Genomic DNA, 13,527 nt, shown 5'->3' with positions numbered 1-13,527 from the left:
GTGGCGGATCGGTGATGTCGGACTGCTCATGTGACGATCGATATCTCCGCTTGCGGGAGCGGAGTGCATGAAGCAAGGGACAGTTCCATGGACGCAACCGTTTTAATGTGGGCCGGCTTCGCCGTTTTCATTGGCGTGCTTTTGGCCTTTGATCTTGGCGTATTTTCCAAGAAATCCCATGTGATCTCCGGTCGCGAGGCGCTGATGCGCTGTGCGGCCTATTCCACGCTCGCCATGATTTTCGCTGCCGGCGTCTTTCACTTCCAAGGCTCCCAGAAGGGGCTGGAGTTCCTGACCGGCTACCTGATCGAATACAGCCTGAGCGTCGACAACATCTTCGTCATCGCCCTGATCTTCACGCATTTCGCGGTGCCGCCGCAGTACCAGCACCGGGTGCTGTTCTGGGGCATCCTGGGCGCGCTGGTGATGCGCGGCGTGCTGATCGTGGCCGGTACGGCGCTGATCCAGGAGTTCCACTGGATCATCTACATCTTCGGCGCCTTCCTGATCTTCAGCGGCATCAAGATGCTGATGTCGGTGGACGAGGAACCGGACATGGAGAACAACCGGATCGTCCGGTTCGTCCGCTCCCGCTTCCGCATGACCGACGGGTACGAGGGGCAGCAGTTCTTCGTGATGCGCGACGGCGTGCGGATGATGACGCCGCTGTTCCTGGTGCTGATCCTGATCGAGTTCACCGATCTGGTCTTCGCCGTGGACTCGATCCCGGCGGTCTTCTCGGTGACCACCGATCCGTTCATCGTCTGGACCTCCAACGTCTTCGCGATCCTGGGCCTGCGCGCCCTCTACTTCGCGCTGGCGTCGATCATCCACCGCTTCCATTACCTGAAGTACGGCCTGTCGCTGGTTCTGGTGGTGGTCGGCACCAAGATGCTGATGGTCGACATCTACAAGATACCCACGGCGGTCGCGCTCGGCATCACGGCCTTCCTGGTCGGCGGCTCCATCGTCTTCTCGATGCTGAAGACCCGCGCCGACGCGGCGCCGGGCGAGGCCGAGGCGGAGGCGCGCCGCTGGTGGATGCCCGGCAGCCCGGCGAAGGGAACGGCCGGCGAGTCCGCCGGCGTCTCGACCGGTGAGTCGGTCACGGCTTCCTCGGACAGCAAGAGCCAGTAACGCCCGCTTGACCGGGATGGATCGGGTGGCGGTGTGCCGGGGGGCATGCCGCCACCCGATGTCGTTTGGACCGATGGGTGTGGAGCCCCTCAGCCCTATAGGGTCAAGGCCCGCCGTGTCATGGCCGTGCGAAGCCGTAGCGCTCGAGCACCGTCTGGCCGGCCGGCGAGAGGATGTAATCGGCGAACGCCTCCCCGCGCGCCGGCTCCGCCGCCTTGATGACGGTGAGTCCGTACTCGGCCCCGACGGCCAACTCCGCCGGCACCGCCACGATCCTCAGCGCCGGGACCTCGACCACCGCCAGCCGGGCGTTGGTGCAGTAGGTCAGGAACAGGTCGGCCTGCCGCTGCTCCATGACCCAGGCGTAGGGATTGCGGCCCTCCGGCGGCTTGGCCGAATCCGGCCCGCCGGTGAGCTTGAGCGCCTTGCCGCCCAGCGCCGTCAGGCTGCCCGGCCGCAAGGCGTCGGCCTTGCGGAACAGCTCCCAGGCGTAGTCGCCGGCGGGGTCGGCCTTCGGTGTCGACGTGCCGACGCGCACCGTCGGGTCGAGCAGGCGCTCCAGCAGCGTCGCCGGGGTCACGTTCACGTCGGGCTGGGCCAACGCGCAGAGCTGGTTGCGGGCGAACGGCCGCACCGGGCCGGACTTGCCGGCCATGCTGAGCGCTTCGGGATGCTCCATGTTGGCGGAGGCGAAGACGTCGCCGGATTCGCCCTTCTCCAGCCGCTCCTTGAGTAGGCCGGACGGGCCGAAGGTCGCCTCGACCGGCACGCCCTTGGCGGACTGGTACTCCTTCGCCAGTTCGGTGAGCGCGGCCTTCAGGCTGCCGGCGGCGTACAGCTTCACGGCATCTGTAGCGGCGGCATCGCCGCCGAACAGCATGCCGAGGGCGACGGCGACCACCGCAGCCCTCCGCTTGGTCCGATATGCCAAGACCGGTCCCCCCATCAGGCGCCGGGTTCGCCGGCGTTGGGGAAGAACAGCGGCTCGCCGCCGATCGTGTAGGACGCGATGGCGCCCTGTCCCTCCGGCGAGCGCAGCCAGTCGATGAACGCCTGCCCCTCGGCCGTCTTGACGTGCGGGAACTTGGCCGGGTTCGCCAGGATGACCCCGTACTGGTTGAACAGGCGCTTGTCGCCCTCGACAGCCACCTCCAGCTCGCCGCGGTTCTTGAAGCTCAGCCATGTGCCGCGGTCGGCCAGCGTGTAGGCGTTCATCGCGGCGGCGGCGTTCAGCGTCGGCCCCATCCCTTGCCCCAGCGCCTTGTACCAGTCGCCCGACTTCGGTTCGACCGCGGCGGTTTTCCACAGGCCGAGTTCGGTCTTGTTGGTGCCGCTGTCGTCGCCGCGCGAGGCGAACGGCGCCTTCGTCTCGGCGATCTTCTTCAGGGCGGCGGTGATGTCCTTTCCGCCCTTCACGCCGGCCGGGTCGGACTTCGGACCGACGAGAACGAAGTCGTTGTACATGACCGGGAAGCGCTGCACCCCGAAGCCCTCGGCGACGAACGCGTCCTCGGACGGCTTGTGGTGGACGAACAGCACGTCGGCGTCGCCGCGCTTCGCCTGATCGATGGCCTGGCCGGTGCCCTTGGCGACCACCCGCACTTCGATCCCGGACTTCGCCTTGAACAGCGGCAGGATGTGCTTGAAGAGCCCGGAATCCTCGGTCGAGGTGGTCGAGGCGACGGTGATGAAGCGGTCCTCGGCGTATGCCGGAGCCTTCGTGGCCGCGACCGTCGCGACGATGGCGAGAGCCGTCAAAAGGGATCGGCGGGACAACAGGGACATGACGATGAATTCCTCCCAGGCGTTATGTCATCGACACCATAACGGGGTTTCCATCATGCTCAAAGCGAACATTCGCGTACCGCGCTTTAACGGTCGGTTGGTTTCACCCAAGGCCGGCGTACGGCGCCGGGCCACCTCCCACCCTGCCAAGGGATGGGCTCGGGTTGTGGATGCCGATGCGGAACGCGGCGCAGCCGAGATCGGTTCCCGTCACAACGCTGGGCTTGTCAATCATTCAGACATTAAACAGCGCTCATGAGGAGACGTTTTGGTTCTTGATAAGTATTTTTGCCGCATTGGTTTCTGAAATTTGAGTGTGTCCTCCTCACTAATAATGAATGCGCGGATTAATCACTATGAAAGTCTTTCATCGGAAATGCCGTTTTCATAACATGGGCATTGCAGATCGCGTTTCGGTGTGATTATCACGTCAACTTTCCTATACGAACGCTTGCAATGTCAGAAGCTTCTGGCCGTGTGCGGGAGCCTCCGAACTCGGAAGTCATGTTTTCATGAAGCCATGGGCATGGAGAATTGCGAGGAGGATGATCGCGCTGCTCGCCGTCAGCGCTGTGGTTCTGCTTCTGGTGCGCGCCTATGACTCGCAACGTGGTCTGCCGCTTGAGAGTTGGCATACCTTCGTGCCTCAGGAGCTTTCTCATGAGGACCTGGAGAACAGCGACTGGACCGATTACCTGAAGGCCGAGGCCGCCATCTTCGACAGCGTGCGGGCGGAAGTCACCCGGAAGTTGCCTCCGGAAGAGCGCGTTCCGGTCAACCGGTATTTCGATGGAAGCCCGATCTATCCCGGGCGGTTCCCACAGGACTGGAACCGATCATACGTGCTTGAACCCGACGGTCCCGTCAAAGGCGCGGTGCTGTTCCTTCATGGTTTGACCGACTCACCCTACAGCCTTCGTCACATCGCCCGCCTTTATCAAGCCTACGGATTCGTCGCCATCGCCATCCGGTTGCCCGGACACGGCACGGTCCCCGCCGGACTGGCGGACATCGCGTGGGAGGATTGGTTGGCGGCCACCCGGTTGGCGGCGCGGGAAGCGCAGCGGCGCATCGCTCCGGACCAACCGTTCCATGTGGTCGGTTTTTCGAACGGCGGGGCGCTTGCGATGATGTATGCGCTCGACGCCCTCGACGATGCCCGGCTGAAGCGTCCCGACCGCATCGTTCTGATCTCGCCGATGATCGGGATCACCGCGTTCGCGCGGTTCGCCGGTCTGGCCGGCTTGCCCGCGATCTTCCCCGCCTTCGCGAAGGCCGCCTGGCTCAGCGTCGTGCCGGAATTCAACCCCTTCAAGTACAACTCGTTTCCGGTGAACGGCGCGCGGCAGTCGCATCTGCTGACCGCGGCTCTTCAGAGCAGGATCGCGAACCGCGCGGGCGGCGGGCTGGACGGGCTGGCCCCGATCCTCACCTTCCAGTCGGTGATGGATTTCACCGTCAGCACGCGGGCGATCCTGTCCGGGCTGTACGCCCACCTGCCCGCCAACGGCAGCGAACTCGTGCTGTTCGACGTGAACCGCAACACCAAGTTCGGCCCGCTCCTGAGTTCGGCGTCCGACACCATGCTGGCGCGCATCCTGCCCGACCCGCCCCGCCGGTTCAGGACCACGATCATCACCAACGCCGATCCGGAGCGCACCGACGTGGTGGCGCGAACGATGGAGCCGGGCACGGAGACGGAGCAGGTGCAGGAGCTGGGGTTGGTTTATCCCTTCGACGTCTATTCGCTGTCGCATGTCGCCCTTCCGTTCCCGACGACCGACTCCCTTTACGGTCTGCACCCCGACCCCAACGAGGATTTCGGCATCCATCTGGGCGCGGTGGCAGCGCGGGGTGAGCGTGGAGCGCTGATCGTCAGCATGGATGCCCTGCTCCGCATGTCGTCCAACCCCTTCTTCCCGTACCTGCTGGAGCGGATCGAGGAAACCTTGACCCCGGAAACGTCCGGGGAAGCGTCGAGCCACCTGTCGCCCGGCGACCGGTCTCCCTAGACACACAGGAAGGCGGTGAAGACATGCCCACCAAGAGGGTTGCGATCGCTTGCCAAGGGGGAGGAACGCACGCGGCGTTCACCTGGGGCGTCCTGAGGACCATTCTGATGACGAAGCAGAGCTGGGACGAGAACCCTCAGGACGGCGACACCTTCGACATCGTCGCGATCAGCGGCACATCGGCGGGTGCGCTGTGCGCGCTGGCGGCATGGTACGGCCTCGCTCCGAACGGCGCCGACACGGCGTGCGGCACCATCGGCAAGGCGATCGAGCGTTTGGACTTCCTGTGGACGACCTTCGCCGCGACCACCCCGGTCGAAGCCGCCCACAACCATCTGGTCGCCGCCTTGCTGGGATGGAAATCGCAGGGATTGCCGATGCCGGCGGCCAACCCCTATTCCAGCGCCGGCAAGTTCGGGATGGCCGGCCTCACCATGATGGGAGCGCGCCGGCAGTATCTTGGATTCACGGAACTGCTGAAGGACCTGTGTCCGGATTTCGAGGCGATCGACTGGCCGCGGGTGGCCGAAGCCGACATCCGGATTCTCGCCGGCGCCATCGAGGTGCTCAGCGGCAACTTCGAGGTCTTCGATTCCAACAAGACCCTCGAACAGATGGGCCTGCGGCCGGACGGCCGGGAGATCAACCAGTACGACATCACCCGCTGGCGCATGCGCCGGGCGATCTCGCTGGAAGGCGTGGCGGCGTCGGGGACGCTTCCGGAGGTCCTGCCCGCGCAGGTCATCCCCGGCATGGTGTTCCCGACCTGCGTGCCGGGCCGGACCGTCACCCGCAACGGGTATTACTGGGACGGCCTTTACTCGCGCAATCCGCCGGTGCGCGACCTTCTCGACGCCAGGGTGAGGGACGAGAAGCCGGACGAGGTCTGGATCGTGCGCATCAACCCCCAGGAGTTCCATCCCGCCTCGCCGAACATCGGTCTCGAGGACATCCGGGACCGGGAAAACGATCTCGCCGGCAACCTGTCGCTCAACCAGGAGCTGGACGCCATCATGACGATCAACGAATGGATCGAGCGGCACGGAAACGGGCGCCCGCCGCTGGACAACCACAAGATCGTCGCGGTCCGGACCATCAAGATGACCCGCGACACCGCCTGGGGGCTCAAGCACACCTCGAAGTTCAACCGCTGCCCGGACTATTTCGCGACGCTTCGCGAGGAAGGGCGAACCGTCACCGAACGGTGGCTGGCGGACTGGCGGAGGCTCGGCAAGGACTTCCCCCGCTATCCCTACGACGCGCGCTACCCCGAGCCGGCCCAACCTGCATCGCATGGAGCATCCTGAGAAGGTCCCTACGGAGCCACCGCCATGATCGATCTCGCCTCCGTCCTCGCCGCGCTCGCGCTGCTCATCGTGCTGGCCTACCGGGGCGTGACCCTGCTGATCGCGGCTCCGGCGGCAGCGCTGCTCGCGGCGCTTCTGACCGGCGGCCTGCCGATCCTCGGCGCCTACACCCAGATCTTCATGACCAACACCGGCTCCTTCATCGTCTCCTTCTTTCCCCTGTTCATGCTCGGGGCGATCTTCGGCAAGCTGATGGACGACACCGGGTCGGCGCGGTCCCTCGCCCGGCTGGTCAGCGCCCGGCTGGGGCCGGAGCGCGCGGTCGTTTCGGTGGTGCTGTGCTGCGCCGTCCTGACCTACGGCGGCGTGTCGGCCTTCGTCGTCGCCTTCGCGATCTACCCCGTGGCCGCCGCCCTGTTCCGCGACGCCGACATCCCGAAGCGGCTGATACCGGGCACCCTGGCGCTGGGCGCCTTCACCTTCACCATGTCGGCCCTGCCGGGCACGCCGGCGATCCAGAACGCGATCCCGATGCCCTTCCTGGGCACCACGGCCTTCGCCGCGCCGGGTCTCGGGATCGTCACCGGGCTCGTGATGTTCGTTCTGGGTGTCCTGTGGCTGGACCGCCGGGCCGCCGCCGCGAGGGCCTCCGGCGAGGGGTACGGCGACCATGTCGACGGCACTCCGGTGTTGGACCGCACGACGCGCGAACGCGCGCAGTGCGAGGGATTCGACATCGCCGAACTCTCCGCCGAACCCAGCCCACGAGAACGCACCGACACCGAAACCCTGCCCCCCGCGGCGCTGGCGGTGCTGCCGGTCGTCGTGGTCATCGCCAGCAATTTCCTGTTCATCCAGCTCGTCGCCCCCCGGATGGACACCGCCTTCCTCGCCGACCCACGGTTCGGAGCGACGACCATCGAGGCCGTGCGTGGTGTCTGGGCGGTCATCGTGGCGCTGTTCCTCGCCATCCTTCTGCTCATCGCCGGCAACTGGAACCGCCTGGACGATCTGCGCACGAGCCTGGACAAGGGCGCCGACGCGTCGGTCCTGCCGATCTTCAGCACGGCGAGCCTCGTCGGATTCGGCGCGGTGGTCGCGGCCCTGCCGGTCTTCGAGGCGATCAGCCAAGCCATCCTGGCCGTCGGCGGGGGCAACCCCCTGGTGTCGGTCGCGGCGTCCGTGACGGTTCTTTCCGCGATCACCGGCTCGGCGTCCGGCGGCATGAGCATCGCCCTCGACACGCTGGGTCCGACCTTCGTGGGCATGGCGCAGGCGTCCGGCATCTCGCTCGACGTGATGCACCGGGTGACGGCGGTCGCCTCGGGCGCGCTCGACGCGCTGCCGCACAACGGCGCCGTCATCACGCTGCTCACCGTCTGCAGGCTCAACCACCGTGACTCCTACGGCGACGTCTTCGTCGTCGCCACCGCCATTCCGATGCTCGCGCTGGTCGTCCTGATCGTTCTGGCCAGCCTGTTCAAGGGCTTCGGACTCTAGGACGAACGTCACATCGGGATCGCCGGACGCCGCAAAGAGGGGGGAACCCGTGAACCATGATCGAGCCGAACGCGCACGCCGCCGATGGGCGCTGCTCGCCATCGCACCGTCGATCCTGCTCGCGGCATGCGGTTCCGACGAGGAACCCGCCGCGGAGCCGATCCGCCCCGTCCGGGTGGTGACGGTCGAAAGGCACGAGGGCGGCGAAACCCTGTCCTTGTCCGGGCAGATCCAGGCGCAGGACGAGGTCAGCCTCTCGTTCCGCATCGACGGGCGGATGATCGAACGTCTGGTGAATGTCGGCGATCCGGTCGAAGCGGGGCAGGTGGTCGCGCGCATCGACCCGGAGCCCGCCCGCAACGCCCTGAGAACGGCGCAGGCGAATCTGAGCGCCGCCATGGGGCAGCAGACGCTGGCACGCAACGATTACGAACGGCAGGAAACCCTTCTGAGCCAGGGCTGGACCACCCGCGCGCGCTACGACGCGGCGGCGCAGGCCCTGAAGGCCGCCGCGGCGCAGGTCGATTCGGCGCAGGCGCAGTTCGACACCGCGCAGGACCGTCTGGGCTACACGGAACTGCTGGCCGACGGCCCCGGCACGGTCACCGCCCGCGGCGCCGAGCCGGGCGAGGTGGTGGCGGCGGGCCGCATGATCGTCCATCTGGCCCGCCGGGACGGGCGCGACGCCGTTTTCGACGTGCCGGCATCGGTGATCCGGACCGCACCCGCCAACCCCGTCGTCACGGTCGCCCTGACCTCCGACCCCACGGTGCAGGCCACGGGCCGCGTGCGCGAGGTGGCGCCGCAGGCCGACCCGGTGACCCGCACCTTCACGGTTCGGGTCGGCCTCCAGAACCCGCCCGACGCGATGCGCCTCGGCTCGACGGTCACCGGGTCGATCCAGGCCGGCGAAGTCGGAGGGGTCGAGATACCCGCCACGGCCCTGACGCAGGCGAACCGGCAGCCGGCGGTCTGGGTCGTCGATCAGGCGACGAACACCGTCGCGTTGCGCAACATCGACCTCGAACGCTACGACCTCGCCCGTGTCGTCGTCGCGCGCGGACTCGAAGCCGACGAGATCGTGGTCACGGCGGGCGTGCAGGCGCTTCGTCCGGGCCAGAAGGTCCGCATGCTCGGGGCCGGACCATGAGCGGCTTCAATCTCTCCGCCTGGGCGATCCAGAACCGGTCTCTGGTCCTCTTCCTCATGATCGGGGTCGTCCTGGCCGGAACCGTGGCGTTCCTGAAGCTCGGTCGGGCGGAAGACCCGGCCTTCACCATCCGCACCATGGTCGTGCAGGCGCAATGGCCGGGCGCAACCCTGGACGAAACGCTCCAGCAGGTGACCGAGCGGCTCGAAAGGACGCTTCAGGAGGTGCCGAACCTCGACACGCTGCGCAGCTACACGGTTCCCGGCACGACGGTGATCTTCGTCGATCTGGTGGGAAGCACCCATGGGCGCGCGGTGAGCGACACCTGGTACGAGGTGCGCAAGACGGTCGGCGACATGCGGCACACGCTTCCGCCGGGCGTCCTCGGTCCCGGATTCAACGACGATTTCGGCGACACCTTCGGCATCATCTATGGCTTCACCGCCGACGGGTTCACGCATCGCGAATTGCGCGACGCCGTGGAGGACATCCGCTCGCGCCTGCTCCTCGTCCCGGACGTTTCGAAGATCGAGCTTCTGGGCGAGCAGGACGAGCGCGTCTACGTGGATTTCTCTCTGGAGACGCTGGCGGGGCTGGGGGTCGAGCCCAGCGCCCTGGTCGCCGCGCTTCAGGCGCAGAACGCGGTGCGTCCGGCCGGCGTGCTGCGCACCGGCAGGGAGGCGCTGTCCCTTCAGGTTTCGGGCGCCTTCGCGTCGGAGCAGGACATCCTCGACGTCAATTTCGTGGCCGGAGGACGCATGCTGCGCCTGCGCGATCTGGCCGAGGTGCGCCGCGACCTGGCCGATCCGCCCCAGCCGCTGTTCCGGGTGAACGGCGAGCCGGCCATCGGGCTCGCCATCGCGATGCGTCCGGGCGGCGACATCCTCGCCCTGGGCCGGAACGTCTCGGCGGCGATGGCGCGCATCGGCGCCGGTCTGCCGATGGGGATCGAGGCGCATTTGGTGGCCGATCAGGCGCGCACCGTGGACGAGGCGATCTCCGACTTCATCACGTCGCTGTGGCAGGCCGTGGTGATCGTGCTGATCGTCAGCTTCGTCGCGCTCGGCCTGCGCGCGGGCACCGTCGTCGCGATCACGATTCCCCTGACGCTGGCCATCGTCTTCGCCGTGATGGATCTGCTCGGCATCGACCTGCAACGCATCTCGCTGGGCGCGCTGATCATCGCGCTCGCGCTGCTGGTGGACGACGCCATGACCACCGTCGACGCGATGACCCGGCGGCTCGCCGCCGGCGACCGGAAGGAGGTCGCCGCCGTCTACGCCTACAAGGCGCTGGCCATGGCGATGCTGTCCGGCACGCTGGTGACCATTTCCGGCTTCGTGCCCATCGGATTCGCGCAGAGCTCCGCCGGTGAGTACACCTTCTCCATCTTCGCCGTCGTGGGCATCGCGCTGGTCGCGTCGTGGCTCGTCGCGACCGTCTTCGCGCCCGTCCTGGGCATGATGCTGCTGCGGCCGCCCAAGCCGGGGCAAGGCGGGGAGGCCGGCGCCGTGCTGCGGCTGTACCGCCGCGTTCTGGGCGCGGCGATCCGGGCCCGCGGGTTGACGATCGCGACGACGCTCGGCCTGTTCGTCGCCGCGATCCTGGCGCTGGGCCTCGTTCCGCGGCAGTTCTTTCCGCCGTCGGACCGGGTCGAGCTTCTCGTCGATCTGCGCCTGCCGCAGAACGCCTCGATCCACGCCACGCGCGAAGCGGTCGAGCGGTTCGACGCGCTGCTGGCCAAGGAAGCGGGGGTCGCGCGCTGGAGCAGCTATGCCGGGCGCGGAGCGATCCGCTTCTATCTGCCGCTGAACGTCCAGCTCGCCAACCCCTTCATCGGGCAGGCCGTGATCGTGACCACGGACGTGGCGGCGCGCGAACGGCTGCAATCCCGCCTGGAGACCCTGCTGGCCGAGGCATTTCCGGAGGCCGTCGCCCGTGTCTACCCGCTGGAACTCGGGCCGCCCGTGGGATGGCCGCTCCAGTACCGCGTCGTCGGGCCGGACCCGGGCGAGGTGCGCGAGATCGCGCTGAAGCTGGCACAGGTCGTCGCGACCTTTCCCGAGACGCGGCGGATCAACTTCGACTGGATGGAGACCGCCCGCAAATTGCGGGTGCGGATCGACCAGGACGAGGCGCGGCGCCTGGGCCTGAGTTCGGCCGCCGTCGCCGGGATGCTGAACGCCGCCGTCTCGGGAAGCGCCGTGACGCCCATCCGCGACGGGATTTACCTGATCGACGTTCTGGCACGGGACGCCCGTGGGCAGACCCTGTCGGTGGAAACGCTGCGCAGCCTGCCGGTGTCCCTGCCGAACGGACGAAGCGTTCCGCTGAACCAGTTGGCGTCCTTCGGCTACGCCCAGGACCTTCCCCTGGTCTGGCGGCGCGGGCGTCAGCCGACCCTGACCCTGCAGGCGGACGTGGCGCCCGGCACCCTGCCGGAAACCGCCATCGAAGCCCTGGCGCCCCGGATCGCCGACCTGTCGGTCACCCTGCCGCCGGAATACCGCATCGAGGTCGGCGGGATCGCGGAGGAAAGCGCCAAGAGCCGCGCGTCGGTCTTCGCCGTCATTCCGTTGATGCTGCTCCTCGTGCTGACCGTGCTGATGGTCCAACTCCGCAGCTTCCAGCGCCTGGCGATCGTGCTGAGCGTGGTGCCGCTCGGTCTGATCGGCGTCGTTCTGGCGCTTCTGGCGTCCGGCCAGCCGCTCGGTTTCGTCGCCATCCTCGGGGTCCTCGCGCTTGTCGGCATGATCGCGAAGAACGCGGTGATCCTGATCGAGCAGATCGAGGCGGAGCGGGCCGCCGGACGAACCATCCCGGACGCCGTGATCGAAGCCTGCGGCTCCCGGTTCCGCCCGATCATGCTGACCGCCGCCTCCACCGTGCTCGGCCTCATCCCCATCGCCTTCACCGTGTTCTGGGGTGCGATGGCCTTCGCGATCATGGGCGGACTCCTCGTCGCGTCGCTGCTGACGCTCGTCTTCCTTCCGACGCTCTACGTGGCGTGGTTCGGCAGCCGTGAGACGGTGCCCAGGCCGGCTCCGGCTCCGCCCTCGGCGATGCGGCCGCCCCGGGATGTTCGGTCTTGAACGCGGAGATGACGATGCAGGTCGAAAAGGCGAGCGATGCCATCGACGATGTCATTGACGTCAGGCTCAGCCACCTGTCGCAACTGTTCGACAGCGTCGATCCGTCGCCCTTCCGCGAAGGCCGTCTGACGGCGGGCGCCGAGGAGTATTTCCTGAGGCGGGTGAAGGCACAGCCTGGGAACCAGCCGGTTCGCATCGTCATCCATCTTCCGGCCAAGGAGATGATGCGGTCTCCGCCCTTCGACATCGCCGCCGCGCTGACCGGTCACTTCGCCGCCTGTGCCGCGGGCGAGTCGAAAAGGATTCGCGAGTCGGTCCGGACATGGCGCCAGGCGGCCTTGATCGGCTTCGTGGTGCTGTCCATCTGCCTTTTCCTCGCCTGGCAGATTTCCGATAATCTTCCGCCCCGCCCGATGACCCGGATTCTTCAGGAAAGTTTCGTCATCCTTGGTTGGGTCTCGGTCTGGAAGCCCATCGAGACCTTTCTTTACGAGCTGCTGCCGCCGGGAAAGCGCCGCCGCCAGCACCTGTTGCTTCGCCTTGCGTCCGCCGAAGTCATCGTGTGCGATTGAAGCGGATTGCGATCCGCTTTGGACTGCGACGGCAGTGAGCTGGTCCCCGTTTGCCGGACTTGAGTGGACCCGCGGTGAGTTCATCATACGCCTGCGTGGGACGGGGATTGGTATCGTCGGCCGCGATGCCTTTGCCGTGTCAGCGCCGCCGGAGGCTGTCCGTGCCGCGCTCGGCGCTCCGAAGGGCCGCCAGGGTCTGAGCGAGGCATTGCGGCGAGTGGTCGATCTTCTGGCCGAGGCACCTGCCATATCCACCATAGTTGTATGGATTTGGACGGCATATTGGATGCATTCAAGTTGACATTGTCGGTCTCAGGGGAGCATACGAACACGCATTGCATGCAGGCATTGCTTGCCATTGCCGCCCGAAGGAACGCGCGATGTCATCCGAACAGGAGTGGCCGCCTCTTCCCCCTCTCAGCACCGGCCTGCGTGGTCGCTGCCCACGCTGCGGCCAGGGTCATCTGTTCAGCGGTTTCGTGAAGCTGCACTTCCCTGCAAGCTCTGTGGTCCGGACCACTCCTACGCCGATCCGGCTGACGGCCCCGCCCGCAGACAAAGACCCGCGTGCGATCTGACTGCCGTCAGGTTCTCCTGACGCGAGATGGTGTCATAGCTTGGAGATGTTCAAAATGTATGATTGGTTTCCTTTGGTTTTCTTTCCGTTCAAGATTCTCGTGTTGGGCACGGGCATGTTCTTCGCCATCAAGTGGCATCACGATCAAGCGAAGAAGGAAAAGGCGAAGAAGAATAACGAAACCAGCGGACCGTGAGCGTCCGCCGAACACACCCTTGAGCCACGGTCGAGACCCTGGATATCGAAGCCTTGTTGCTGTGGATGGGCTGGGCCTTGGCGAGGTTCGAGCCGAGCCGTGATGCGGCTCCCTATCCATAACGAAGAGAAGCGCACGTCAGCGGTGCTGCTCCATCGGAGTGCGCCGCATATCTGCGTCAATGTTCAAGCTTCAGGTT

General features: G+C 66.6%; 11 protein-coding genes. 9 read left to right on the top strand and 2 right to left on the bottom strand.

The features are described from left to right. The first annotated feature begins 87 nt into the window (after positions 1 to 87). Positions 88 to 1,137 carry a TerC family protein gene (locus tag DS843_RS27150; RefSeq protein WP_149471952.1) on the top strand — a complete coding sequence of 350 codons (1,050 nt, stop codon included), beginning with the start codon at positions 88 to 90 and terminating at the stop codon, positions 1,135 to 1,137. Positions 1,138 to 1,255: 118 nt separating this feature from the next. Here DS843_RS27150 and DS843_RS27145 read toward each other — a convergent pair whose 3' ends face one another. Beyond that, positions 1,256 to 2,038: a molybdate ABC transporter substrate-binding protein gene (locus DS843_RS27145; protein ID WP_286192350.1), complete on the bottom strand. Its 783-nt coding sequence runs from the start codon at positions 2,036 to 2,038 to the stop codon at positions 1,256 to 1,258. 44 nt (positions 2,039 to 2,082) lie between these two features. Further along, on the bottom strand, positions 2,083 to 2,922 hold the full coding sequence (locus DS843_RS27140) for an ABC transporter substrate-binding protein (protein WP_149471950.1): 840 nt from the start codon (positions 2,920 to 2,922) through the stop codon (positions 2,083 to 2,085). On the opposite strand from DS843_RS27140, the gene DS843_RS27135 reads away from it, so the two are divergent. The 8 genes from DS843_RS27135 (at position 2,921) to DS843_RS31415 (ending at position 13,328) form a co-directional block, all read left to right on the top strand. Continuing rightward, the gene (locus DS843_RS27135) at positions 2,921 to 3,181 is read left to right on the top strand and encodes a hypothetical protein (protein ID WP_149471949.1); all 261 of its coding nucleotides are present in this window, start codon (positions 2,921 to 2,923) and stop codon (positions 3,179 to 3,181) included. The genes DS843_RS27140 and DS843_RS27135 overlap by 2 nt on opposite strands. Positions 3,182 to 3,467: 286 nt before the next feature. Then, entirely contained in the window at positions 3,468 to 4,934 is a 1,467-nt protein-coding gene (locus DS843_RS27130; RefSeq protein ID WP_149471948.1) for an alpha/beta hydrolase, read from the top strand. A gap of 23 nt (positions 4,935 to 4,957) precedes the next feature. Continuing rightward, complete coding sequence (locus tag DS843_RS27125; protein ID WP_149471947.1) at positions 4,958 to 6,241, top strand: patatin-like phospholipase family protein; 1,284 nt, start codon at positions 4,958 to 4,960, stop codon at positions 6,239 to 6,241. A gap of 24 nt (positions 6,242 to 6,265) precedes the next feature. Continuing rightward, complete coding sequence (locus DS843_RS27120; protein ID WP_149471946.1) at positions 6,266 to 7,741, top strand: GntP family permease; 1,476 nt, start codon at positions 6,266 to 6,268, stop codon at positions 7,739 to 7,741. A 49-nt stretch (positions 7,742 to 7,790) separates the two neighbouring features. Beyond that, a complete protein-coding gene (locus DS843_RS27115; RefSeq protein ID WP_149471945.1) occupies positions 7,791 to 8,891 on the top strand; it encodes an efflux RND transporter periplasmic adaptor subunit in 1,101 nt (366 codons plus the stop codon). After that, the gene (locus DS843_RS27110) at positions 8,888 to 11,983 is read left to right on the top strand and encodes an efflux RND transporter permease subunit (RefSeq protein WP_149471944.1); all 3,096 of its coding nucleotides are present in this window, start codon (positions 8,888 to 8,890) and stop codon (positions 11,981 to 11,983) included. The genes DS843_RS27115 and DS843_RS27110 overlap by 4 nt, the downstream gene beginning before the upstream one ends. A gap of 14 nt (positions 11,984 to 11,997) precedes the next feature. After that, on the top strand, positions 11,998 to 12,555 hold the full coding sequence (locus DS843_RS27105; protein ID WP_286192349.1) for a hypothetical protein: 558 nt from the start codon (positions 11,998 to 12,000) through the stop codon (positions 12,553 to 12,555). Between the two features lie 632 nt (positions 12,556 to 13,187). Continuing rightward, a complete protein-coding gene (locus DS843_RS31415; RefSeq protein ID WP_167525487.1) occupies positions 13,188 to 13,328 on the top strand; it encodes a hypothetical protein in 141 nt (46 codons plus the stop codon). The last annotated feature ends 199 nt before the right edge of the window (positions 13,329 to 13,527 follow it).

It is taken from the genome of Roseomonas genomospecies 6 (assembly GCF_008365375.1).
Classification (GTDB): domain Bacteria; phylum Pseudomonadota; class Alphaproteobacteria; order Azospirillales; family Azospirillaceae; genus Azospirillum.
Note: the sequence above shows the minus strand (reverse complement) of the source record. Positions and strands in the feature narration are given on the sequence as shown.